General features: G+C 65.4%; 23 protein-coding genes. 17 read left to right on the plus strand and 6 right to left on the minus strand.

All coding sequences use genetic code 11. The features are described 5' to 3' along the window. Window position 1: 1 nt before the first annotated feature. Entirely contained in the window at window positions 2-1,246 is a 1,245-nt protein-coding gene (locus QA642_RS22345) for an MFS transporter (protein WP_283086532.1), read from the minus strand. Between the two features lie 167 nt (window positions 1,247-1,413). Here QA642_RS22345 and QA642_RS22350 point away from each other — a divergent pair, with 167 nt between their 5' ends. After that, the gene (locus QA642_RS22350) at window positions 1,414-2,766 is read left to right on the plus strand and encodes an Nramp family divalent metal transporter (RefSeq protein ID WP_283086533.1); all 1,353 of its coding nucleotides are present in this window, start codon (window positions 1,414-1,416) and stop codon (window positions 2,764-2,766) included. Window positions 2,767-2,831: 65 nt separating this feature from the next. On the opposite strand, the gene QA642_RS22355 is transcribed toward QA642_RS22350, so the two are convergent. From QA642_RS22355 to hemB, 3 genes are all read right to left on the minus strand, one after another. Next, entirely contained in the window at window positions 2,832-3,608 is a 777-nt protein-coding gene (locus QA642_RS22355) for an arginyltransferase (RefSeq protein WP_283086534.1), read from the minus strand. Between the two features lie 130 nt (window positions 3,609-3,738). Continuing rightward, window positions 3,739-4,281, minus strand: a complete 543-nt coding sequence (locus tag QA642_RS22360; RefSeq protein ID WP_027559580.1) for an RDD family protein — start codon at window positions 4,279-4,281, stop codon at window positions 3,739-3,741. A gap of 313 nt (window positions 4,282-4,594) precedes the next feature. Beyond that, the gene (gene hemB, locus QA642_RS22365) at window positions 4,595-5,656 is read right to left on the minus strand and encodes a porphobilinogen synthase (protein WP_283086535.1); all 1,062 of its coding nucleotides are present in this window, start codon (window positions 5,654-5,656) and stop codon (window positions 4,595-4,597) included. A 122-nt stretch (window positions 5,657-5,778) separates the two neighbouring features. Between hemB and QA642_RS22370 the strand changes: the two genes are divergently transcribed. The 12 genes from QA642_RS22370 (at window position 5,779) to QA642_RS22425 (ending at window position 16,554) form a co-directional block, all read left to right on the plus strand. Then, window positions 5,779-6,270, plus strand: coding sequence for a DUF6163 family protein (locus QA642_RS22370; protein ID WP_283086536.1), 492 nt, complete (start codon window positions 5,779-5,781; stop codon window positions 6,268-6,270). Between the two features lie 495 nt (window positions 6,271-6,765). Next, complete coding sequence (locus tag QA642_RS22375; protein WP_128966623.1) at window positions 6,766-7,284, plus strand: MarR family winged helix-turn-helix transcriptional regulator; 519 nt, start codon at window positions 6,766-6,768, stop codon at window positions 7,282-7,284. 202 nt (window positions 7,285-7,486) lie between these two features. Next, window positions 7,487-7,723 carry a hypothetical protein gene (locus QA642_RS22380; protein ID WP_283086950.1) on the plus strand — a complete coding sequence of 79 codons (237 nt, stop codon included), beginning with the start codon at window positions 7,487-7,489 and terminating at the stop codon, window positions 7,721-7,723. Window positions 7,724-7,760: 37 nt separating this feature from the next. Continuing rightward, window positions 7,761-7,982, plus strand: coding sequence for a hypothetical protein (locus QA642_RS22385; RefSeq protein ID WP_027559576.1), 222 nt, complete (start codon window positions 7,761-7,763; stop codon window positions 7,980-7,982). A gap of 271 nt (window positions 7,983-8,253) precedes the next feature. Then, entirely contained in the window at window positions 8,254-9,552 is a 1,299-nt protein-coding gene (gene glyA / locus QA642_RS22390) for a serine hydroxymethyltransferase (RefSeq protein WP_092213863.1), read from the plus strand. A 15-nt stretch (window positions 9,553-9,567) separates the two neighbouring features. Beyond that, window positions 9,568-10,050 (plus strand): transcriptional regulator NrdR, encoded by a 483-nt coding sequence (gene nrdR, locus QA642_RS22395; protein ID WP_028135990.1) that lies wholly within the window; start codon window positions 9,568-9,570, stop codon window positions 10,048-10,050. Next, window positions 10,047-11,195 carry a bifunctional diaminohydroxyphosphoribosylaminopyrimidine deaminase/5-amino-6-(5-phosphoribosylamino)uracil reductase RibD gene (ribD, locus tag QA642_RS22400; protein WP_283086537.1) on the plus strand — a complete coding sequence of 383 codons (1,149 nt, stop codon included), beginning with the start codon at window positions 10,047-10,049 and terminating at the stop codon, window positions 11,193-11,195. Before nrdR ends, ribD begins: the two co-directional genes overlap by 4 nt. A 1-nt stretch (window position 11,196) precedes the next feature. Next, on the plus strand, window positions 11,197-11,808 hold the full coding sequence (locus QA642_RS22405) for a riboflavin synthase (RefSeq protein ID WP_283086538.1): 612 nt from the start codon (window positions 11,197-11,199) through the stop codon (window positions 11,806-11,808). Window positions 11,809-11,870: 62 nt separating this feature from the next. Continuing rightward, window positions 11,871-12,359 (plus strand): 6,7-dimethyl-8-ribityllumazine synthase, encoded by a 489-nt coding sequence (gene ribH / locus QA642_RS22410; protein ID WP_283086539.1) that lies wholly within the window; start codon window positions 11,871-11,873, stop codon window positions 12,357-12,359. Window positions 12,360-12,362: 3 nt separating this feature from the next. Continuing rightward, entirely contained in the window at window positions 12,363-12,860 is a 498-nt protein-coding gene (gene nusB, locus QA642_RS22415) for a transcription antitermination factor NusB (RefSeq protein WP_283086540.1), read from the plus strand. Window positions 12,861-13,037: 177 nt separating this feature from the next. Then, window positions 13,038-14,027, plus strand: coding sequence for a thiamine-phosphate kinase (gene thiL / locus QA642_RS22420; protein ID WP_283086541.1), 990 nt, complete (start codon window positions 13,038-13,040; stop codon window positions 14,025-14,027). Window positions 14,028-14,433: 406 nt separating this feature from the next. Continuing rightward, window positions 14,434-16,554, plus strand: a complete 2,121-nt coding sequence (locus QA642_RS22425; RefSeq protein WP_283086542.1) for a sodium-translocating pyrophosphatase — start codon at window positions 14,434-14,436, stop codon at window positions 16,552-16,554. A 171-nt stretch (window positions 16,555-16,725) separates the two neighbouring features. Here QA642_RS22425 and QA642_RS22430 read toward each other — a convergent pair whose 3' ends face one another. Both QA642_RS22430 and bamE read right to left on the minus strand, forming a co-directional pair. Continuing rightward, window positions 16,726-17,727 (minus strand): tripartite tricarboxylate transporter substrate binding protein, encoded by a 1,002-nt coding sequence (locus tag QA642_RS22430; protein ID WP_283086543.1) that lies wholly within the window; start codon window positions 17,725-17,727, stop codon window positions 16,726-16,728. 117 nt (window positions 17,728-17,844) lie between these two features. Further along, window positions 17,845-18,330, minus strand: a complete 486-nt coding sequence (gene bamE, locus QA642_RS22435) for an outer membrane protein assembly factor BamE (protein WP_283086544.1) — start codon at window positions 18,328-18,330, stop codon at window positions 17,845-17,847. A gap of 98 nt (window positions 18,331-18,428) precedes the next feature. Here bamE and QA642_RS22440 point away from each other — a divergent pair, with 98 nt between their 5' ends. From QA642_RS22440 to QA642_RS22455, 4 genes are all read left to right on the plus strand, one after another. Then, the gene (locus QA642_RS22440; RefSeq protein WP_283086545.1) at window positions 18,429-18,980 is read left to right on the plus strand and encodes a ubiquinol-cytochrome C chaperone family protein; all 552 of its coding nucleotides are present in this window, start codon (window positions 18,429-18,431) and stop codon (window positions 18,978-18,980) included. Next, entirely contained in the window at window positions 18,977-19,546 is a 570-nt protein-coding gene (locus QA642_RS22445) for a DUF177 domain-containing protein (protein ID WP_283086546.1), read from the plus strand. Before QA642_RS22440 ends, QA642_RS22445 begins: the two co-directional genes overlap by 4 nt. 298 nt (window positions 19,547-19,844) lie before the next feature. After that, a complete protein-coding gene (plsX, locus tag QA642_RS22450) occupies window positions 19,845-20,906 on the plus strand; it encodes a phosphate acyltransferase PlsX (RefSeq protein WP_283086547.1) in 1,062 nt (353 codons plus the stop codon). Next, the gene (locus QA642_RS22455; protein WP_283086548.1) at window positions 20,903-21,883 is read left to right on the plus strand and encodes a beta-ketoacyl-ACP synthase III; all 981 of its coding nucleotides are present in this window, start codon (window positions 20,903-20,905) and stop codon (window positions 21,881-21,883) included. Before plsX ends, QA642_RS22455 begins: the two co-directional genes overlap by 4 nt. Window positions 21,884-21,941 lie beyond the last annotated feature (58 nt).

The raw sequence follows: 21,941 nt of genomic DNA on the forward strand, positions 1-21,941 counted from the left end.
ACTAGCACCGCGCAGCCACTTCGTCCCCCACCATGCTGGGCTGCCGATCCAGCGCCACCGCGGGCGAGAGCCAAATGATCAGCGCCTGCACGCCGAACACGGCCGCCGCGAGATACAGGCACGCCTCCGCGCTCCAGAGGCCGCCGACGATCGCGCCGAGCGCCGAGCCTAGCGGGCGGGCGCCGTAGCTCATGATGTTGATGGCGGAGACGCGCCCGAGCAGGCGCGGCGGCGTCACCGACTGGCGCAGCGTCGTGGTCGAGATCACCCACAGGATCGGCCCGACGCCGAGCAGGAAGAAGCTCACGGCGGCGAGCCAGGGCGAGGGGACCAGCACGGTCAGCGCCATCACGACAGCGGCGACGAAGCCGGTGACCGGGCCGAGGCCAACCACGGTGCCGAACGCGATGCGCTGCATCACGCGCGTAGCAAACAGCGCGCCGATCACCATGCCGACGCCGTACATGGTCAGCACGGTGCCGACGCCGGCGGCGGTCAGGCCGAGATGGCGCACGGCGTAGGGCACGAACACGGCGATCTGCAGGAACCAGCCGGTGTTGAAGATGAACTGGGTGACGAACACCGGCCGCAGCAGCGGATGGTGAAACACGAAGGCGGCGCCTTCGCGGATGTCCTGGAACGGATGCCGCCGCGGGGCGGGCGTACGCGCCGGCTCGTAGATGCCGGAGAGCAGCACGACCGCGATCGCCGAGAGCGCCGCAGCGAAGCCGAAGGCCGGACTCGCGCCCCACCAGCCCACCAGCGTGCCGCCGAGCGCAGGTCCGCTGGCGAAGGCGATGGTGCGAGCAAGCTCGATGCGTGCATTGGCCGCCGGCAGGAGCTCCGCGCTCACAAGCGAGGGCACCAGGGCCGGCGCAGCCACGCTGTAGACGACGGTGCCGCACACGGCGGCAAAGCCGAGCAGCGCCAGCAGCGGCAGATTGAGCGCGCCGAGTGCGAGCAGCAGCACGATCGCTGCGAGCGCGGCGGCCCGCAGCGCCTCGGCGCCGGCCATCAGCGAGCGGCGGGAGATGCGGTCGGCGAGCAGGCCGGCCGGGATGGCGAACAGGACGAAGGGGAGGGTGAGGGCGGTCTGGAGCAGTCCGGTCTGGCCCTCGGCGACGCCCAGCGTCAGCACCGCGACAATGGGGGCTGCGGCCAGTGCGATCTGCTCGGCCGACTGCGCCGCGAGATTGGACCAGGCGAGGCGGTTGAAGGTGTCGGGGAGGCGGGGCGGATTTGACATGGCTCGTTTCCTGCAAAGTCGGATTGGCGCCAGTATCGGCCCCCGCAGCCGGCCAAACCCACCCGCTTCCCGACAAGTCCGGGCAAACAGGGGCCTGCCGGAACCGACCCGGCTAGATGCAGTTGCAAATGAGTTGCAATAAGATTCGAGTTCGGTATTCTCGCCCTATGGATGCCCGATCCCCCGACCTGACCTCCGACACCGCCGGCTGGCGCGCTGATGCGCCCACCACCAAGAGCCTCGCCGAGGTGAATGGCACGGTCGCCATCCCGGCGGCGGCGGCGTGGTGGCGGCGGCTGCTCGCCTTCGTCGGTCCGGGCTATCTGGTCTCAGTCGGCTACATGGACCCCGGCAATTGGGCGACCGACCTCGCCGGTGGCTCCAAGTTCGGCTACACGCTGCTCTCGGTCATCCTGCTCTCGAACTTGATGGCGATCCTGCTGCAGTCGCTGGCGGCGCGGCTCGGTATCGTCACCGACCGCGACCTCGCGCAGGCCTGCCGCGCGACCTATTCGCCGGCGGTGAATTTCCTGCTCTGGCTCGCCTGCGAAGCCGCGATCATCGCCTGCGATCTCGCCGAGGTCATCGGCACCGCGATCGCGCTGAAACTGCTGTTCGGCATTCCCCTGATCGGCGGCGCGCTGCTCGCCGCGCTCGATGCCTTCCTGCTGCTGCTCCTGATGAACCGCGGCTTTCGTTTCCTCGAAGCTTTCGTCATGGCCTTGCTCGCGGTGATCGCGGTCTGCTTCGCGGTCCAGATCGTCGCCGCTGCCCCGCCGGTCGCGGACGTGCTGCACGGCTTCGTGCCGAAGACCGAGATCTTCACCAATTCGGAGATGCTCTACATCGCAATCGGCATCATCGGCGCGACCGTGATGCCGCATAATCTCTACCTGCACTCCTCGATCGTGCAGACGCGCGCCTATGAGCGCAACGACACGGGCCGCCGCGAAGCGATCAAATGGGCGACGACCGACTCCACGATCGCCCTGATGCTGGCGCTGTTCATCAACGCCGCGATCCTCGTCGTGGCAGCTGCGACCTTTCACAAGAGCGGTCATTCGGATGTGGCCGAGATCGGCCAGGCCTTCGAGCTGCTGTCGCCCCTGCTCGGTCTTGGCATCGCCTCGACGCTGTTTGCGGTGGCGCTGCTCGCCTCCGGCCTCAACTCGACGGTGACGGCGACGCTCGCCGGCCAGATCGTGATGGAAGGCTTTCTCGACCTGCGCCTGCCGAGCTGGGCGCGCCGCCTCCTGACGCGCGGCATCGCCATCGTTCCGGTGATCATCGTCACCGCGATCTATGGCGAGCGCGGCACGGCGGATCTGCTGGTATTCAGCCAGGTCGTGCTGTCGATGCAGCTGCCCTTCGCCGTCATCCCGCTGGTCCGCTTCGTCTCCGACCGCCGCAAGATGGGCAAGTTCGCGATACCGATGTCAGTCGCCGCGATCGCATGGATCGTCGCGGGCGTCATCGTGGTTTTGAATGTGAAGCTGCTGGCGGATACGCTGTTCGGGTGAAAAGCGCGAATGGCGAGTGGCGAATGGGGTTCTAATCGCTATTCGCCACTCACCATTCGCCCTTTTCAATCCTGCGGCTCGGACGCCGTGTCGCCCTGCGCGTCGATGCGCAGCCAGCCTGAGGGGGCGAGGCGTTGCTGCGGCAGGAAGCGGGCCTTGTAGTCCATCTTCTTGGAGCCCTCGATCCAGTAGCCGAGATAGACGTAAGGCAACCCTTGCCGACGGGCGCGGGCGATGTGGTCGAGGATCATGAAGGTGCCCATCGAACGGCTGACCTGGCTGGGGTCGAAGAACGAATAGACCATCGACAGGCCGTCACTGAGCACGTCGGTGAGCGCGACCGCGATCAGCTCCTCGCCGCGGCCGGTGATGCCACTGTCGGGGCCGCGCCTGCGGTATTCGATGATGCGGGTCTCGACATGGCTGTCCTCGACCATCATGGCGTAGTCGAGCACGGTCATGTCGGCCATGCCGCCATGGCGGTGGCGGGCATCGAGATAGGCGCGGAACACCGAATATTGCTCGGAGGTCGGCACTGCGCTGCGCTGCTCGCCGATGATGTCGGCGTTGCGCGCGAGCACCTTGCGGAAGTTGCGGGAGGGACGGAACTCGTTGGCGACCACCCGGACCGAGACGCAGGCGCGACACTGGTCGCAGGCCGGGCGGTAGGCGATCGACTGGCTGCGGCGGAACCCGCCATGGGTCAGGAGGTCGTTGAGGTCGCCGGCGCGGTCACCCACGAGGTGCGTGAACACCTTGCGCTCATGCCGGCCCGGCAGATAGGGGCAGGGCGAAGGGGCCGTGAGGTAGAATTGCGGGGTATCGCGCGAGTGCTGGGTCAAGGGACGTCGTGGGCCTCCGAAATGAACATCAGCATCGCGCTACGGAAGTCCCCGGTCAATTGGCCAGCTCGGCAGATCAGATCAGACAGCTTAATGGATCCGGGTTGATAGGTTCTTGATCACCGGGCTCTCAGTAGGTTCTGGCCGCCTGCGGCAGAGGGGCGCGGACGGAATTGTTGATCACGACCGTTCCCAGCACGAAATCGTGCAGCAGGCGCCGGCGGCCGTTGAACAGGCCGACCAGCACCACGAAGGGCGTCAGGAACGAGACCGTCACCCAGAACAGCACGGCATGGGTGGCGCCGAGCACGAAATAGCCCGGCGCGCCGTACCAGGTGCGCAGCTCCAGATCCATCAGGCGCATGCCGATCGTTGCGGACGAGGGGCCGCCGATGCAGGCGCCATAATAGACAATGGCCCAGACCACGGAGGCCGGCCAGGCGATCCCGAACAGCAGGAAGCCGACGCCGAGCGTGACCACGCCGAACACGAAAATGAAGATGTAGCCGAGGATCACCGGCACCGAGATGATGACGAGGTCGATCAGGAAGGCGAACGCCCGCCGCGTCGCAACGCCGCGGAACAGTTCCGGATGCAGGTCAGGGTCGTAGGCGTGCGGCTGCATCGCGCCGTCATTGCGCCAGGCGCCTGAACTACCCGAGTCATACGACATGATCCGTCCTCCGGAGCAAAACCCTCGAGGCAGGACATGGGAACAGGCCATCCCCGTGCCAAGGGCGCGCGGGTGTCAACAAGCCGAAATATTCCGGCGATTCGGGGGCGGTTCTCTTACCGCTGTCATTACGGGGCGGTCCGTCGCATCGCCCCGGAATGACATGGGCAGTGCCGTAGGGTGGGTAAAGGCGCGCAGCGCCGTGCCCCACCATTGCTCGCTGTCGTGCACGATGGATGGATTGGTGGGCACGCTTTCCGCCTTCGCTCTTCGAGCTACGGCGGACAAGTCGCTTTGCCCACCCTACGAGAGCTTATCCTTGGCTGCGCAGCTTCTCCGCCACCTTCGGCGCAAAATAGCTGAGCACGCCATCGGCGCCGGCGCGCTTGAACGCCAAGAGGCTCTCCATCATCGCGCGCTCGCCGTCGAGCCAGCCGTTGCCGCTTGCTGCCGCGATCATCGCGTATTCGCCGGAGACCTGGTAGGCGAAGGTCGGCATCGCAAACGTGTCCTTCACGCGGCGGACGACGTCGAGATAGGGCATGCCGGGCTTCACCATCACCATGTCGGCGCCCTCGGCGATGTCGAGCTCAACCTCGCGCAGCGCCTCGTCGGTGTTGGCGCTGTCCATCTGATAGGTGCGCTTGTCGCCGGTGAGTGTCTTGGCTGAGCCGATGGCGTCGCGGAACGGGCCGTAGAAGGCGGAGGCGTATTTTGCGGCATAGGCCATGATCTGCACGTCGAGCAGCCCGGCGCGATCGAGCCCCTCTCGGATCGCAGCGACACGGCCGTCCATCATGTCAGAGGGCGCGATGATGTCGCAGCCGGCTTCGGCCTGCACCAGCGCCTGGCGCACCAGCACGGCGACCGTCTCGTCATTGAGGATCTTGCCGTCGGAGATCAGGCCGTCATGGCCGTGGCTGGTGAAGGGATCGAGCGCAACATCGCAGAGAATGCCGATCTCAGGGAATTCCTTCTTGATCGCGCGCACCGCCTGGCAGACCAGATTGTCCGGGTTGGTCGCTTCCGAGCCCTCTTCGTCGCGCAAGGAAGGGTCGGTGTAGGGAAACAGCGCGATGCACGGGATGGTCAGCTTCATCGCCCGCTCGGCCTCGCGCACGGCCTGGTCGACGCTGAGGCGGTCGACGCCCGGCATCGAGGCGACCTGCTCGCGCTTGTTGTCGCCGTCGATCAGGAATAGCGGCCAGATCAGATCGTCCGTGGTGAGCACGTTCTCGCGCACCATCCGCCGGGCCCATTCGGCCTTGCGGTTGCGGCGCGGGCGGACCGTCAGATCGAGGGCATGGGGCATCGCGGTACCGGTCCCGCGCGACACCTCGCGCAATTCGATCGGACGTCCGTATTTGATCGCCATCACTCTTCCTCCGGCTGGAATTATTCTTATACCAGCTCGCATGGTTCCCGCCACCGCGGCTTGACCTGCCGCAAGAGATGGCGGCCGATTGATTTTGCGGGGCAAAGCAGCCAGAAGGGGGCATGTCCGAGATCTCCACCCGCGATGCGGCCCGCGACAGCGCCCTTGCCAGGGACGCTACGCGCGACCATGCGATATCTGTCGCGGCGATCTCGTCGGAGCGGGCCGAGTCCGACGACAGTATCTGGACGCGCCGGCTCGTGCTGTTCCTGCGGGTGATGGCGCTGCTCTCGATCCTGAAAGGCCTCTATCACTGGGCGCAGGTGACTGGCTTCGTCGGCGGCGAGGACGAGGCGTTCGAGAACCAGCCGATGGCTTGGCAGGCCGCGACCGTCTACTTCGCCGTGATCGAGCTCGTCGCTGCCGTCGGCCTGTGGCTGGCGACGCCGTGGGGCGCGGTGGTGTGGCTCACCACCGTGGTGTCGATGGCGGTGATCGAGCTGATGTTTCCGGGCATCTACGGCGGCAGCTTGATCGTGGTCGGGGTCGAGGCCTTCATGCTCGCCGCCTATCTCGCGCTCGCCTGGATGGCCGCGCGCGAGCGGCCGCCGTAGCGGTTGGGCGTGCGGGCATGTTGTAGGATGGGTAGAGCGAAGCGAAACCCATCAGCGACTTGCGCCTCCGTCGATGGGTTTCGCTTCGCTCTACCCATCCTACGATCTGTTCAACTCCGGGACATGAGAGTGTGAAGCTCGCGAAGTCGTGCGCGATTGGTTGACCGCTGGTTGCCTAAAATTCGCGGTAAGTTTTCATTGACCAGTCCTTTCCGCCACAGCTGTTACGCGGCCGTTTCGAAACGGGGCGGGGCTGTTCTGGAATGCGACAGATGCGGCGGACGGAGGGTGAACAGGACCTTGCGAAGGTCAACAGAGGGTTGCGAAAAGTCCTTCTGGCACAGGCTTAATCCGCAATTCACTGTCTTAAATTCATGATCTCTTTATTCTCTTATTTAAGCCGATCTTCAAACGCCCCCCTTAAGTTGCACCTATCAGGCGGGACACAAGTTTCGTCGAATAAGTGTCGATAAAAACGACAACAGGGGAAGTGTCATGATGAAAGCCGTCGCAACTGCGGCAGATACCGCAGAGCGCGTATCCGGCCCCCAGGGTTCGGTGCAGTCGCTCTATCTGGAAGCTTTGACTCTGGTGGAGCGGCTGCATCGCCGTCTCCTCGACGTCATCAAGGACGAGTTCGATCGCCGCGGCCGCGCGGACATCAATTCGGTGCAGGCGCTCTTGCTCTACAATATCGGCGACAAGGAGCTGACCGCGGGCGAGCTGCGCACGCGCGGTTACTATCTCGGCTCCAACGTCTCCTACAATCTGAAGAAGCTCGTCGAGCTCGGCTTCCTCGATCATCAGCGTTCGCGCGTTGATCGCCGCTCGGTGCGCATCCGCCTGACCCCGCAGGGCCAGGAAGTCCGCCGCATCGTCGACGCGCTCTATCAGAAGCACGTCAAGACGGTCGAGCAGGTCGGCGGCATCTCGGGCGAGGAGTTCTCCACGCTCAACAAGTCGCTGCACCGTCTCGAGCGGTTCTGGACCGACCAGATCCTGTACCGGCTCTGAGCTTTTACGAGGGATCAAGGCCAAGCCGGCCCCGCAACAAGACCGGCAAGCCTCCCGAACGTGCCTAACTTCCCCAAGCGCGCCGGCCCGGCTTTGCCCGGACCGGTGCGTTTTGCATTTGTGCGGTTGCGAAAAAAATAGCCGGCACCGCGGAACCAGTCTTGGGCTCGGCGCTTATCTCCTTCGGATCGGAGAAATGTCGATGCTGGTCGAGCGCGGGCTTCAGGCGATGAACGTGGAACTCGTGAGCGAGGCCTACGCCATCGCCGCGAATTACCTCCGCCGTTCCGGCGCGATCCCCGACTCCCTCGTCACCGACGAACGCCTGCTCGGGATCATCATCAAGCTGCTCCAGCAGGGCGAATTCAACAAGATCAGGCTCGCCAACAAGGCCATCGTCCGCTTCGAGGCTGAGGCCGAGGCCCGCGCGGTTGCCTGATCAAGACTCCCCGAAATTGGAAGAACCAGAGGGTGCCATGGAAGCCGCCATTGATCGCATCATGCAGACCTATGACCTGCTCGCCAACCGCACCGCTGCGGCCAGCGAGGAGGCGCGCATGAAGGTGACGAACTACCTCAATATTCTGGTAGAAGCTGGCGAGAAGGACACCCACAGGTTGACGGTGTGCGGCCTGACCTATCTGCGCCAGCTCGACGGCAGCGTGGATCCGGTGAAGGCGGGGTATACGGGGCTCTAGGGGCGACTGGCCCTTATCGGTTTGGGCCCGGCATGGGGGATTTGAGGTCCAAAGCGGCCTCATCAGACGGATCGGCAAGGGAGCGGTTTCATACAACCCGCGTTGGGGCCGAAAACCTTCAATCCCCACCATATCTTGCATAAATATCAGGCCCGACCCGCAAATGCTTGGCCGGGGGCGGCCGATGTGGTAGATCGCGCGTGCTTCCGATCGCCACACCAGACCCGCCCGTAGCCTGCCAAAAGGCTGCGGCGGTGGAGATATTCGCAAGATGACCCTCGCAAAGACCGCCTCTGCGCCCGATTCGTTTTTCACCGCCTCGCTCGAGCAGGCCGACCCGGAAATCGCCGCCGCCATCAAGGGCGAGCTCGGCCGGCAGCGCCACGAGGTCGAACTGATCGCGTCCGAGAACATCGTCAGCCGGGCCGTGCTGGAAGCGCAGGGTTCGGTGATGACCAACAAGTACGCAGAGGGTTATCCGGGCGCGCGGTATTACGGCGGTTGTGAGTGGGTCGACGTCGCCGAGAACCTCGCGATCGATCGCGCCAAGAAGCTGTTCGGCGCCAACTTCGCCAACGTGCAGCCGAACTCCGGCAGCCAGATGAACCAGGCTGTGTTCCTGGCACTGCTCCAGCCCGGCGACACCTTCATGGGTCTCGACCTTGCGGCCGGCGGCCATCTCACCCATGGCTCGCCCGTCAACATGAGCGGCAAATGGTTCAAGGCCGCGCACTACACCGTGCGCCGCGAGGACCAGATCATCGACATGGACGCGGTCCAGAAGCAGGCTGAAGAGGTCAAGCCGAAGCTGATCGTCGCTGGCGGCTCGGCCTATTCGCGTGCCTGGGACTTCAAGCGCTTCCGCGAGATCGCGGACAGCGTCGGCGCGTATCTGCTGGTCGACATGGCCCACTTCGCCGGCCTCGTCGCCGGCGGCGTGCATGCCTCCCCCGTGCCCTATGCCCACGTCACCACCACGACGACGCACAAGTCGCTGCGCGGTCCGCGCGGCGGCCTGATCCTCTCCAACGATGAGGTGCTCGCCAAGAAGCTCAACTCGGCGATCTTCCCGGGTCTGCAGGGCGGTCCGCTGATGCATGTGATCGCGGCGAAGGCGGTCGCCTTCGGCGAGGCGCTGCGTCCGGACTTCAAGGTCTACGCGAAGAACGTCGTCGAGAACGCCAAGGCGCTGGCCGAGGCGATGAAGAGCCATGGCTTCGACATTGTCTCGGGCGGCACCGATAACCATCTGATGCTGGTTGACCTCCGGCCGAAGGGCCTGAAGGGCAACGTCTCGGAGAAGGCGCTGGTTCGCGCCGCCATCACCTGCAACAAGAACGGCATTCCGTTCGACCCCGAAAAGCCCTTTGTCACCTCGGGCCTGCGTCTCGGCACGCCCGCGGCGACGACCCGCGGCTTCGGCGTCGCTGAATTCCAGCAGGTCGGCGGCATGATCGCCGAGGTCCTGAACGCGATCGCACAGTCCGACGACGGCAAGGCGCCGCTGGTCGAGGCCGCGATCAAGGAACGGGTCAAGGCGCTCACCGACCGGTTCCCGATCTACCAGTAAGGTCAAGGCAAACGGATGCGCTGCCCGAACTGCAACAGTCTCGATACGCAGGTAAAGGACTCGCGTCCGACCGAGGATTCTTCCGTCATCCGCAGGCGGCGCGTGTGCGTCGCCTGCAATTTCCGCTTCACCACCTTCGAGCGCGTGCAGCTGCGCGAGCTCACGGTGATCAAGCGCAACGGCCGCCGCGTGCCGTTCGACCGCGACAAGCTGATGCGCTCGGTGCAGATTTCCTTGCGCAAGCGGCAGGTCGAGCCGGAGCGGGTGGAGAAGATGGTCTCCACCATCGTGCGCGAGCTCGAGACCGGCGGTGAGGCCGAGATCTCCTCCGAGGTGATCGGCGAGACCGTGATGGAGCATCTGCGCACGCTCGACGACGTCGCCTATGTGCGCTTCGCCTCCGTCTACCGCAATTTCCGCGAGGCCAAGGATTTCGCCGAGGTGCTCGGCGAGCTCTCCGGTGAGGAGGAAGCGCGGCTCGCCGCGATCCGCAAATGATCTTCCGCATCCTGGAAGATCAGTTCGCGCAGAAGGCCCGCGAGGCCAAAGACGCCGATCGACGCTTCATGGAGCTGGCACTCTCGCTCGGCCGGCGCGGGCAGGGGCGTACCTGGCCGAACCCGGCCGTGGGCGCCGTCATCGTGAAAGACGGGGTGATCGTCGGCCGCGGCTGGACCCAGCCGGGTGGACGGCCGCATGGCGAGCCTGAAGCGCTGCGGCGCGCGGGCGGGGCTGCGCACGGCGCGACGCTCTACGTCACGCTGGAGCCGTGCTCGCATTTCGGCAAGTCGCCGCCGTGTGCGGATGCGGTGATCGCGGCCGGCATCAAGCGGGTGGTTGCGGCGATCGAAGATCCCAATCCGGAGGTCGCAGGGCAGGGCCATGCGCGCCTGCGCGCGGCCGGCATCACGGTGGATGTGGGCCTGTGCGCGGCGGACGCCGCCTTCGACCACGCCGGTCATTTCCGCCGTATCCGCGACAAGCGCCCACATGTCATCCTGAAGCTTGCGGTCTCGCCCGACGGCAAGATCGGCGCGGCCGGCGGCAAGCCGGTTGCGATCACCGGCGAGGCCGTGCGCAACCGCGTGCATCTCTTGCGCGCGCAGAGTGACGCCATCCTCGTCGGCATCGGCACGGTGCTGGCGGACGATCCGCAGCTCAACTGCCGCCTGCCGGGCATGGAAGCACGTTCTCCGGTACGGGTGGTGCTCGACCGGAGCCTGCGCATTCCCGCATCGAGCCTGCTCATGCGCTCCGCGCGCGAGACGCCGCTCTGGGTGCTCGCTTCCGAGCTTGCCGAAGCGGCCGCCGTGACCCGCCTCGGTGCGGCCGGTGCACAGATCATGCGCATGCCTCCGGGCGGTGCATCCGGCCTGGATCTTCCGGCGGCGCTGCATGCGCTGGCCGAGAAGGGCATCACGCGGCTGATGGTTGAAGGCGGTAGCCGTGTTGCGGCATCGTTCGTGACTGCCGATCTCGTTGACGAAATCTGGCTGTTCCGCGGGACGGAAGCGGTCGGCGCCGACGGGGTGGATGCGCTCGATGCAATGCCCCTGTCGAAAATCACGCAGTCGCAGGCCTACAAGGTTCATGCTAGCGAGACCTTCGACAAGGATACTCTCACCGTCTACGAGCGCGCCTAGCATGTTCACCGGCATTGTCACCGATATCGGCGAGATCGTCAGCTTCACGCCTGTGGCGCAGGGCCAGCTGCACCGCCTGCGCATCGCCTGCAGCTACGATCAGGCCACCATTGCCGATGGCGCCTCGATCGCCAGCAACGGCGTGTGCCTGACAGTGGTTGGTTCCGGCGTCGCAGGCGGCAAGACCTGGTATGACGTCGATGCCGCGGCGGAGACGCTGGCGCTGACGACGGCAAAGCACTGGAAGCTGGGCACGAAGCTCAATCTCGAACGCGCGCTGAAGATCGGCGACGAGCTCGGCGGCCATATCGTCGCCGGCCACGCCGACGGCGTTGCAACCCTGGTCAGCCGCGAGGACTTGCCCGATATGGCACGGTTCGAGCTCTCGACCACGCGGGAGCTGGCGCGCTTCATCGCCACCAAGGGCTCGATCACGCTCGACGGCGTCTCGCTGACGGTCAATACGGTGAAGGACGTGACCTTTTCGGTGCTGATCATCCCGCACACGCTGACGGTCACGACGATCGGCGGCTGGAAGGCGGGCGACGAGGTCAATATCGAGGTCGATCTGATGGCCCGCTACGCGGCGCGGCTGACGGAAATGACAGTTTAAAACTTGGCTTACATGCTTCCGGCGACTACATAGCGCCGACCCCTTTCGAAACGGATTGAACGATGGCAGACGCGCGGCGCGCACCCCTGAAGGACCAGACCGACATTTCCGGCGCACGGGCGCTGATTGTCGAGGCACGGTTCTATGACGATCTCCAGGATGCGCTGCTGGACGGCGCGGTCGCCGAGCTGAAGGCGGCCGGCCTGACGCATGACGTGATCACGGTTCCCGGCGCGCTGGAGATCCCGGCGGCGGTGGCCATCGCGGTCGATGCGGCGGCGGCGAGCAAGCCATACGACGCCGTGATCGCGCTCGGCTGCGTGATCCGCGGCGACACCATCCATTTCGAGATCGTCTCGCAGGAATCCTCGCGCGCGCTGATGGACCTCGCGGTTTCGCGCAAGCTGCCGCTCGGCAACGGCATCCTCACCGTCAATAATGAGGACCAGGCCTGGGCGCGGGCGCGCGCCAGCGAACTGAACAAGGGCGGCGATGCCGCGCGCGCCGCGCTCGCGATGCTGCGCATCAAACGCCGCCTGGCGCGGGCTTGAGCAATGGCTGAGAACACGAAAAAGCCGGCGTCTGCCACCGAGAAGAAAGCGAACCGGCGCGGTGCCGCGCGGCTCGCCGCCGTGCAGGCGCTGTACCAGATGGACATCGCCGGCGCCGGCATCAACGACATCTTCGCCGAGTTCGAGAGCCACTGGCTCGGCAACGAGGTCGAGGGCGACACCTACCTGCCGGCGGAAGCCGCTTTCTTCCGCGACGTCGTCTCTGGCGTCGTGCGCGACCAGAAGAGGCTCGATCCCCTGATCGACGAGGCGCTGTCCAAGGGCTGGCCGCTGAAGCGGATCGAGGCGATCCTGCGCGCGGTGTTGCGGGCAGGGGCGTACGAATTGGAGCACCGCAAGGACGTGCCGGGCCGCGTCGTCGTGTCAGAATATGTCGACGTCGCGAATGCCTTCGTCGATCGTGAGGAGACCGGCATGGTCAATGCCGTGCTCGATCAGATCGGCCGCCAGTTTCGCGGTGACGAGTTCGGGCGGGGGTAGTTTCCCGCAAGGGCGGTGAATTGATGCGAGACGGCTGCACCATACTCCGCTGTCATCACCCGCGAAGGCGGGTGATCCAGTACGCCGCGGCCTATCGATTTAACACGACCGCCTCTGGAATACCGGATGATCGCCCGGTCAAGCCGGGCGATGACAGCGGAGAGTGGGGTTAGGCAAGTGGCAAACCCGCACAATCCCTCCGCCGAAGACTCCCTCATCGCCCGTTATTTCAAGCCGCTGGCGACCGATCCCGGTGCGTTCGGGCTGGTCGACGATGCCGCGGTCCTGTCCTCGTCCGGCGACGACATCGTCGTCACCACCGACGCCATTGTTGAAGGCGTGCATTATCTTGCCACCGACCCGCCCCACACGATCGCGCGAAAGGCGCTGCGGGTGAACCTGTCGGACCTCGCCGCCAAGGGGGCTGTGCCCGCCGGCTTCGTGCTGACGCTGGCGCTGCGTATCCAGGACGATGCATGGCTTCGGCCATTCGCGGATGCGCTCGGCGAGGACGCAAAAACCTTCGCATGCCAGCTGCTCGGCGGCGACACGGTGTCGACGCCGGGGCCGCAGATGATCTCGATCACGGCGTTCGGGCGCGTGCCGAAGGGCCGGATGGTCGGCCGCACCGGCGCAAAGCCGGGCGACCGCATTCTGGTGACGGGAACGATCGGAGATGCCGCGCTCGGCCTCGGCGTGCTCACGGGTGGGGCGGTCGCGGCTGTGCTGAAGGACCACGCCGCGCAGGAGTACCTGATCGACCGCTATCGCGTTCCGCGGCCGCGCAATGCATTGGCGGGGGCGGTGCTTGCCCATGCGAGCGCATCGATGGATGTGTCCGATGGCTTGGCAGGTGATCTCGCCAAGCTCTGCGCCGCTTCCGGCGTCAGCGCCTTGATCGAGGCTGACCGCATTCCGAAATCACCTGCCGCCTCTCTCGCCATCTCCGCCGTCGGCCTCGAGAAGCTGGTGTCGGGCGGCGACGATTATGAAGTCCTGTGCACGGTTCCGGACGCGCGCTGCGCCGATTTCATGCGCGAGGCCGAACAGGCGGGAGTTCCCGTCTCGGCGATCGGCACCGTCGTCGTCGGCCGCGCCGCGCCGCGCTGGACGGACGCGCACGGCAACGAGATCGCGCTGCAGCGGCTCTCCTACAGCCATTTCTAGATTCGGGTGTGACCTTGCGTCCGCAGCGAACGCTGTCCCTCTGCATTTCCGCGATAACCGGGAAACATCGGCAATCGCAACTGACCTTCGAGATCGCGTCCTCATCCCGGCACCCCGTGAAGTCGGCGGCCTGAGCATGGCCGCGGCCGAGCTGAGCCCCGGTTCAAAGGTCTCCCGCATGCAATGGGCAAGGCGGCGGCCAAGTGCTGCTCAGTATTTGGCCTAAATACTTGCCGAGATCGGCTTTTTCGGCCTCATCCGGCGTTGCACCCTCAATTTGATTTTGGCAAGCTCGCAACCGACTAAAGCCGCCTGGGGGCGGCTTTGTTCAAAATCAAGGCGCCATACCGCACGACGGACAACAAAAGGCGCCGGGGGTACATCAAGGATCTGAGGCAAAAATCACATGACAGCATTATGGTTGATAGTGCTCTGCGGAGTGCTTTCCGTCGTCTACGCGATTTGGGCGACGTCTTCGGTATTGAGCGCGGATGCGGGGTCGCCGCGCATGCAGGAGATCGCAGGCGCCGTGCGTGAAGGCGCACAGGCGTATCTCCGGCGCCAGTACACCACGATCGGTATCGTCGGCATCGTCATCTTCGTGCTGCTTGCCTATTTCCTTGGGCTCTATGTCGCGATCGGTTTTGCCATCGGCGCCATCCTGTCCGGCGCCGCAGGCTTCATCGGCATGAACGTCTCGGTGCGCGCCAATGTGCGCACCGCCCAGGCCGCGACGACGTCGCTCGCCGGCGGTCTCGAGCTCGCCTTCAAGGCGGGCGCCATCACGGGCCTTCTGGTGGCCGGTCTCGCACTGCTCGGCGTCACCCTCTATTTCGGCTTCCTGGTCCACTCGCTGAAGCTCGCGCCCGATAGCCGCACCGTGGTCGACGCCATGGTGGCGCTCGGCTTCGGCGCCTCGTTGATCTCGATCTTCGCCCGTCTCGGCGGCGGCATCTTCACCAAGGGTGCGGACGTCGGCGGCGATCTCGTCGGCAAGGTCGAGGCTGGCATCCCCGAGGACGATCCGCGCAATCCCGCGACCATCGCCGACAATGTCGGCGACAATGTCGGCGACTGCGCCGGCATGGCCGCCGACCTGTTCGAGACCTATGCGGTGACCGCGGTCGCCACCATGGTGCTGGCAGCGATCTTCTTCGCCAAGACGCCGATTCTCGCCAACATGATGACGCTGCCGCTCGCGATCGGCGGCATCTGCATCATCACCTCGATCATCGGCACCTTCTTCGTCAAGCTCGGGCCGAGCCAGTCGATCATGGGCGCGCTCTACAAGGGCCTGATCGCAACCGGCATCCTGTCGTTGATCGGCATTGCCGTGGTGATCTATTCCCTGATCGGCTTCGGCAAGCTCGACGGTGTCGACTACACCGGCATGGCGCTGTTCGAATGCGGCGTGGTCGGCCTCGTTGTTACCGCGCTGATCATCTGGATCACCGAATACTACACCGGCACCGACTATCGTCCGGTGAAGTCGATCGCCCAGGCTTCGGTGACCGGTCACGGCACCAACGTGATCCAGGGCCTCGCCGTCTCGATGGAGGCGACCGCGCTGCCCGCGATCGTGATCATCGCCGGCATCCTGGTCACCTACAGCCTCGCCGGCCTGTTCGGCATCGCGATCGCGACCGCCACCATGCTGGCGCTCGCCGGCATGGTCGTCGCGCTCGACGCCTTCGGCCCGGTCACCGACAACGCCGGCGGCATCGCCGAGATGGCGGGCCTGCCCAAGGAGGTGCGCAAGTCGACCGACGCGCTCGATGCGGTCGGCAACACCACCAAGGCGGTGACAAAGGGCTACGCAATCGGCTCCGCCGGTCTCGGCGCCCTCGTGCTGTTCGCGGCCTACAACCAGGACCTCAAGTTCTTCGTTGCGGACTCTGCGCAGCATCCTTACTTCGCCGGCGTCAATCCGGACTTCTCGCTCAACAACCCCTACGTGGTTGTCGGCCTGCTGTTCGGCGGTCTGTTGCCGTATCTGTTCGGCGCGATGGGCATGACGGCGGTCGGCCGTGCAGCCGGCGCGATCGTGGAGGAGGTGCGGCGTCAGTTCCGCGAGAAACCGGGCATCATGCAGGGCACCGACAAGCCTGATTACGGCAAGGCGGTCGACCTGCTGACCCGCGCGGCGATCAAGGAGATGATCATCCCCTCGTTGCTTCCGGTGCTGTCGCCGATCGTCGTCTATTTCGTGATCTACGCGATCGCGGGCGGCGGCGCGGCCGGCAAGTCGGCGGCGTTCTCGGCGGTGGGCGCGATGCTGCTCGGCGTGATCGTGACGGGTCTGTTCGTCGCGATCTCCATGACCTCGGGCGGCGGCGCCTGGGACAACGCCAAGAAGTACATCGAGGACGGTCATTTCGGCGGCAAGGGCTCTGATGCCCACAAGTCCGCGGTGACCGGCGACACCGTCGGCGATCCCTACAAGGACACGGCCGGCCCCGCGGTGAACCCGATGATCAAGATCACCAACATCGTGGCCCTGCTGCTGCTGGCGATCCTGGCGCACTGAGCGGTGCAGGCGAGAAAAGACAAAACCCCGCGGCGCGAGCCGCGGGGTTTTTGTTTTCCGTCGTCATTCCGGGGCGGTCCGCAGGACCGAACGATGGTGCGCAATTGCGCACCTGAGAATCTCGAGATTCCGGGTTCGGCTCTTCGAGCCGCCCCGGAATGACGCTGCGCATCACTGCACGTCCATCTGCAGCCCTTCCTTCTGGATGATGCCGGCGAACTTCTTCGTCTCGGCGTCCACGAAGGCGGCGAACTGCTCCGGCGTGCCGTAGTCGGCGCGAGCGCCCATGGCGGCGATCTGCTTCTTGATGTCGTCGCGCTCCAGCATCGCCTTGACCTGGAGATTGACCGCGTCGAGCACGGGCGCGGGGACGCCCTTCGGCAGGAAGACGGAGAACCACGACGACACGTCGAAATTGGCGAGCTCCGGCGCGCTCTCGCGCATGGTCGGCAGGTCCTTCGCGAGGTCGCTGCGCTCCGGCGTGGTCACGCAAAGGCCGGTCAGGGTGCCGTTCTGCACCTGCGGCAGGCTCGGATAGAGATTGTCGAACAGGATCTGGATGTCGCCGGCAAGCGCGGCCTGGAGCGCGGGACCGGCGCCGCGGAACGGGATGTGTGTCATCCTCAAGCCGGTGAGCTGGAGGAACCAGGCGCCGGTGAGGTGAGGGCTCTGGCCGACGCCGGAGGAGGCGTAGCTGAGCTTGTCCGGATTGGCCTTCAGATACGCGATCAGCTCGGCAATCGACTTGATGCCGGTCTTCGGATGCGCCGAGACGATGTTCGGTATCCGGATCATGTTGGAGACCGGCTGGAGCTGGTCCGGCTTGTAGGTGAGGTTCTTGAAGATGCTGTAGGCGATGGCGTTCGGACCAGGATTGCCGATCAGGATGGTGTGTCCGTCAGGCTTGGCGCGGACCGCCTCGGCCGTGCCGATCGTGCCGCCGCCGCCAGAGCGGTTTTCCACGACGGCCGACTGGCCCCAGGCGGTTTGCAGATGCGCGGCCAAGAGCCGGCCCATCACGTCGGTCGAGCCGCCGGCCGCGGCCGGCACGATGATGCGGACGTTCTCGGTGGGCTTCCAGTCGGCCAGGCTCGATCGCGGCAGGATCGCCGCGGCCGAGAGGCCGGCAGCGGCGGTCAGCACGCGACGGCGAGACAACAAACGATTGGGCACGAATCCACTCCCTGCTTCTTGTTTTGAAGGGAGCGTAGGGAAGGCCGCGCGCAACGGCAAGTCGCACGCGCCTGCAAGCGCCGCGCGCGCAGCGGCAGGACGCCGCAGGCTGAAGGATCAGTTAAAGCTCAGCAGCTTGAACAGCGGCGTGAGGTAGTTCATCTCCTGGCCCGACGTCGTCGTGGTGCGGCTGATGAAGTCGAAGATCTTGCCGTCCTGGAGGCCGTAATTCGCAAGGCGGCGCACGCGCCGGTTCTTGTCGAAATAGATCGCGATCACGCGTTGATCGACCACCTTCTGATTCATGAAGGCGACGGGACGCTCCGAGCGCTGCGAGATATAGTAGAACACTTCGCCGTCGAGGGTCGCGACCGTGGAGGGCGTGCCCATCACGATCAGCACCTGGTCCTGGCTCGCGCCGATCGGAATCTGCTCCAGCGCGCCGGGCGGAAGGATGTAGCCCTTCTGGAATTGCTCGCCGGTGCAGCCCGCGAGCGCTACGCCGACCAGGGCCGCGGCGGCGGCCATGCGCAAGCCGCGCCAGCGTGCATGAAGGCCGCGCGGCTGGCTGGCGCGCAGGCTGGTCTGGTTCGTTATCGTCATAGCGGAACTGATTCCGTCCCCTTGCGTCGCGCGAGGCGCTGAAGTACCGGGCGGAGGCTCTGAATGCAACACGCGCGCGCCCGCTTGCGGAAACCACAATGCTTTGGCCGTTCAATCACTTCAGGAAACCCCGGCTAACCCCGGCCGGCACCATTGAAGCCATCTATGGCATGATCGTGACGCAGGCGCGAGAACCCATATTTTACCGCGACTTGGGCGTGTCCGATACGGTTAACGGGCGTTTCGACCTGTTGCTGCTGCATCTCTGGCTGGTGCTGCGCCGCCTGCGCACGGTCCAGGGCGCCACCGAGCTGTCGCAGGCGCTGTTCGACCGCTTCTGCGAGGACATGGACGACAATCTGCGCGAGATGGGGGTCGGCGACCAGATCGTGCCGAAGCGGATGCGGGCCTTTGGCGAGGCGTTTTACGGCCGGGTGCAAGCCTACGACCAGGCGATCGAAGCTGGCGGTGAGGCACTGGCGGCGGCGATCTGCAAGAATATCTTGAATGGGTCCGGTCTGGACCACGCACGGCGGCTCGCGGCTTACGCCCGGGCAACGGAGGCCGATCTCGCCCGGACCGGCGAGGCCGCGCTGCTGCGCGCGTCCTTCAAGTTTCCCCCGGCGCTTTCCGAGGATGTCACGCCATGAGCCGACCGCACACCGGAGCCCAGCCCGATCCCTGGCGGGCCCCCGTCATCGTCGCACAGATTCCAGACACTGGCCTCTATCGCGAACTCGAGGCGTCGACCGCCGAGCGGCAGGCCATGGCGGAGCTCGCTGGCCTTCGCGAGATCCTGTCTGCCAAGGCCAGCTTCGACGTCGTGCCGAAAAGCGGCGGCCGCTACCATGTCACGGGCCAGGTCCGCGCGCGGATCGGCCAGACCTGCGTGGTGACGCTCGATCCGATCGAGAACGAGATCGAGGAGGAGGTGGACCTGATGTTCGCCCCCGAGGCCGAGGCGCGGCGCCTTGCCGACCTGATCGAGGAGGGCCAGGACGACGAGGAGCCTCCGGAGGTCGCCGATCCGCCAGAAGCGATCGTTGGCGGCATCATCGATCTCGGCCGGCTCGCCACCGACGCGCTGTTCCTGGCGATCGACCCCTATCCCCGCAAGCAGGGGGCCGTGTTCGAGGCGGAGGTCACCGCTCCCGATCCGGAGGATCATCCGTTCGCGGCGCTGAAGGCGCTTCAGGATGAGAAGAAAGGCCGATAGATCGGCGTTTCCACGTGAGCGCCTTGCGAGGGGACGCGAGGCGGTTGCCGGGATGGTTTGAAGAGCGGTCTCATCTATTTGATTTTATTGTGTTTTATCTCGAATTTGACCGCCCGCCAGCCGATCGTCCTGAATGCAAAAGGCTGGGGGCAAGAGGTTGTTTCGGGATAACAAAACGCTATTGTCGCGCCGCGGTCCGGGTGCGGCGGGGCGCTTGGCCGGTCGCCAAATCGATGGCGAACCCATTTCGCGGCCCCGCTCGTTCAAGACCGCACCAGACCAGGTTTCCAGGACTTTCATGCTAAGCAAGGTTCGCATCGCGCTGGACGCCATGGGGGGCGACGCCGGCGCCGCCGTGGTCATTCCAGGCGCTGCCATTTCGCTTGGCAGGCATCGCAACACCGAATTCCTGCTGGTCGGGGACCGCGCCAGGATCGAGCCCGAACTCGAGAAGCATCCCGCCCTCAAGGCCGCTTCGAAGACCATCCATACCGACGTCGCCGTGAGCGGTTCGGACAAGCCGAGCCAGGCGCTGCGGCGCGGCCGCAGGACCTCCTCGATGTGGCTTGCCATCGACGCGGTGAAGAAGGGCGAGGCGGATGTCGCGGTTTCTGCCGGCAATACCGGCGCGCTGATGGCGATGTCGCGTTTCCACCTGCGCACGCTGCCGGGCATCGACCGCCCGGCCATCACCGCGATATGGCCGACCAGGCGCGGTGAATCCGTCGTGCTCGACCTCGGCGCCACCATCGGCGGCGACGCGCGGCATCTGGTGGCGCTTGCGGTGATGGGCGCGGCCATGGCGAGCGTGCAGTTCAACAAGCCGCGCCCGACGGTCGGCCTGCTCAACATCGGGACCGAGGAAATCAAGGGGCATGAGGAGATCCGCGAGGCCGGTGAAATCCTGCGTGCGCGGAACCTGCCGGAACTCGACTATATCGGCTTCATCGAGGGCGATGGCATTGGCAAAGGGCTGGCCGACGTCATCGTGACCGAAGGCTACAGCGGCAATATCGCGCTCAAGGCCGCCGAGGGAACCGCGCGGCAGATGGCGGAATTACTCCGCAACGAGATGCAACGGAGCTGGCTGTCCAAGCTCGGCTATCTCTTTGCCCGCAGCGCTTTCCAGGCCCTGCGCAACAAGATGGACCCCAACAAGTCCAACGGCGGGGTGTTGCTGGGGCTCAACGGACTGGTGGTCAAAAGCCATGGCGGAATCAACGCCGAAGGCTTTGCCTATGCGATCGATGTTGGCTATGAGATGGCTCACTACGATCTCCTGAACAAGATCAATCAGATGCTCAACCGCGAGGGTGGTGCACTCAATTCCGTGCAGTCCGCGCAGGAGGCTGTTTCGTGACTCAAATTCGTTCGGTCGTGCTCGGCTGCGGCTCCTACCTGCCGGAGCAGGTGGTGACCAACGCCCAACTGGCGGCGCGTATCGACACGTCCGACGAGTGGATCGTGCAGCGCACCGGCATTCGGGAGCGGCACATCGCGGCCGAGGGCGAGTTCACCTCGCATTTGGCGATCAAGGCGGCGCAGGCCGCGCTCACCGATGCCGGCATCGACGCGCAGTCGATCGACCTGATCGTGCTGGCGACCTCGACGCCCGACAACACTTTTCCCGCGACCGCCGTCGCCGTGCAGCATGGACTCGGCATCAACCATGGCGCCGCGTTCGATCTCCAGGCTGTGTGCTCGGGCTTCGTGTTCGCGCTCGCCACCGCGGACAATTTCCTGCGCACCGGCGCCTTCAAGCGCGCGCTGGTGATCGGCGCGGAGACCTTCTCGCGCATCCTCGACTGGAACGATCGCGGTACCTGCGTGCTGTTCGGCGACGGCGCCGGCGCGGTGGTGCTGGAGGCGCAGGAGCAACCGGGCAAGGCCGCGACCGACCGCGGCGTGGTGACCACGCATCTGCGCTCCGACGGCCGCCACAAGGCAAAGCTGTTCGTCGACGGCGGACCGTCCTCGACCCAGACCGTCGGCCATCTGCGCATGGAGGGCCGCGAGGTCTTCAAGCATGCGGTCGGCATGATCACCGACGTGATCGTCGATGCCTTCGAGGCGACCGGGCTCAATGCCGACAGCATCGACTGGTTCGTGCCGCACCAGGCCAACAAGCGAATCATCGACGCCTCCGCGCACAAGCTTCATATCGCACCGCAGAAGGTGGTGCTGACGGTGGACCGTCACGGCAACACCTCGGCGGCTTCTATCCCGCTGGCGCTGTCGGTGGCGCGCAAGGACGGCCGCATCAAGCGCGGCGACCTGGTGCTGCTGGAAGCGATGGGCGGCGGCTTCACCTGGGGCTCCGCGCTGGTGCGCTGGTAGCGACAGTCAATAAAATTTTGCCCGAATCAGCGCCGATTATCGATGCGTCTGCATTGAT

The sequence above is a fragment of the Bradyrhizobium sp. CB2312 genome (genome assembly GCF_029714425.1).
GTDB lineage: Bacteria > Pseudomonadota > Alphaproteobacteria > Rhizobiales > Xanthobacteraceae > Bradyrhizobium.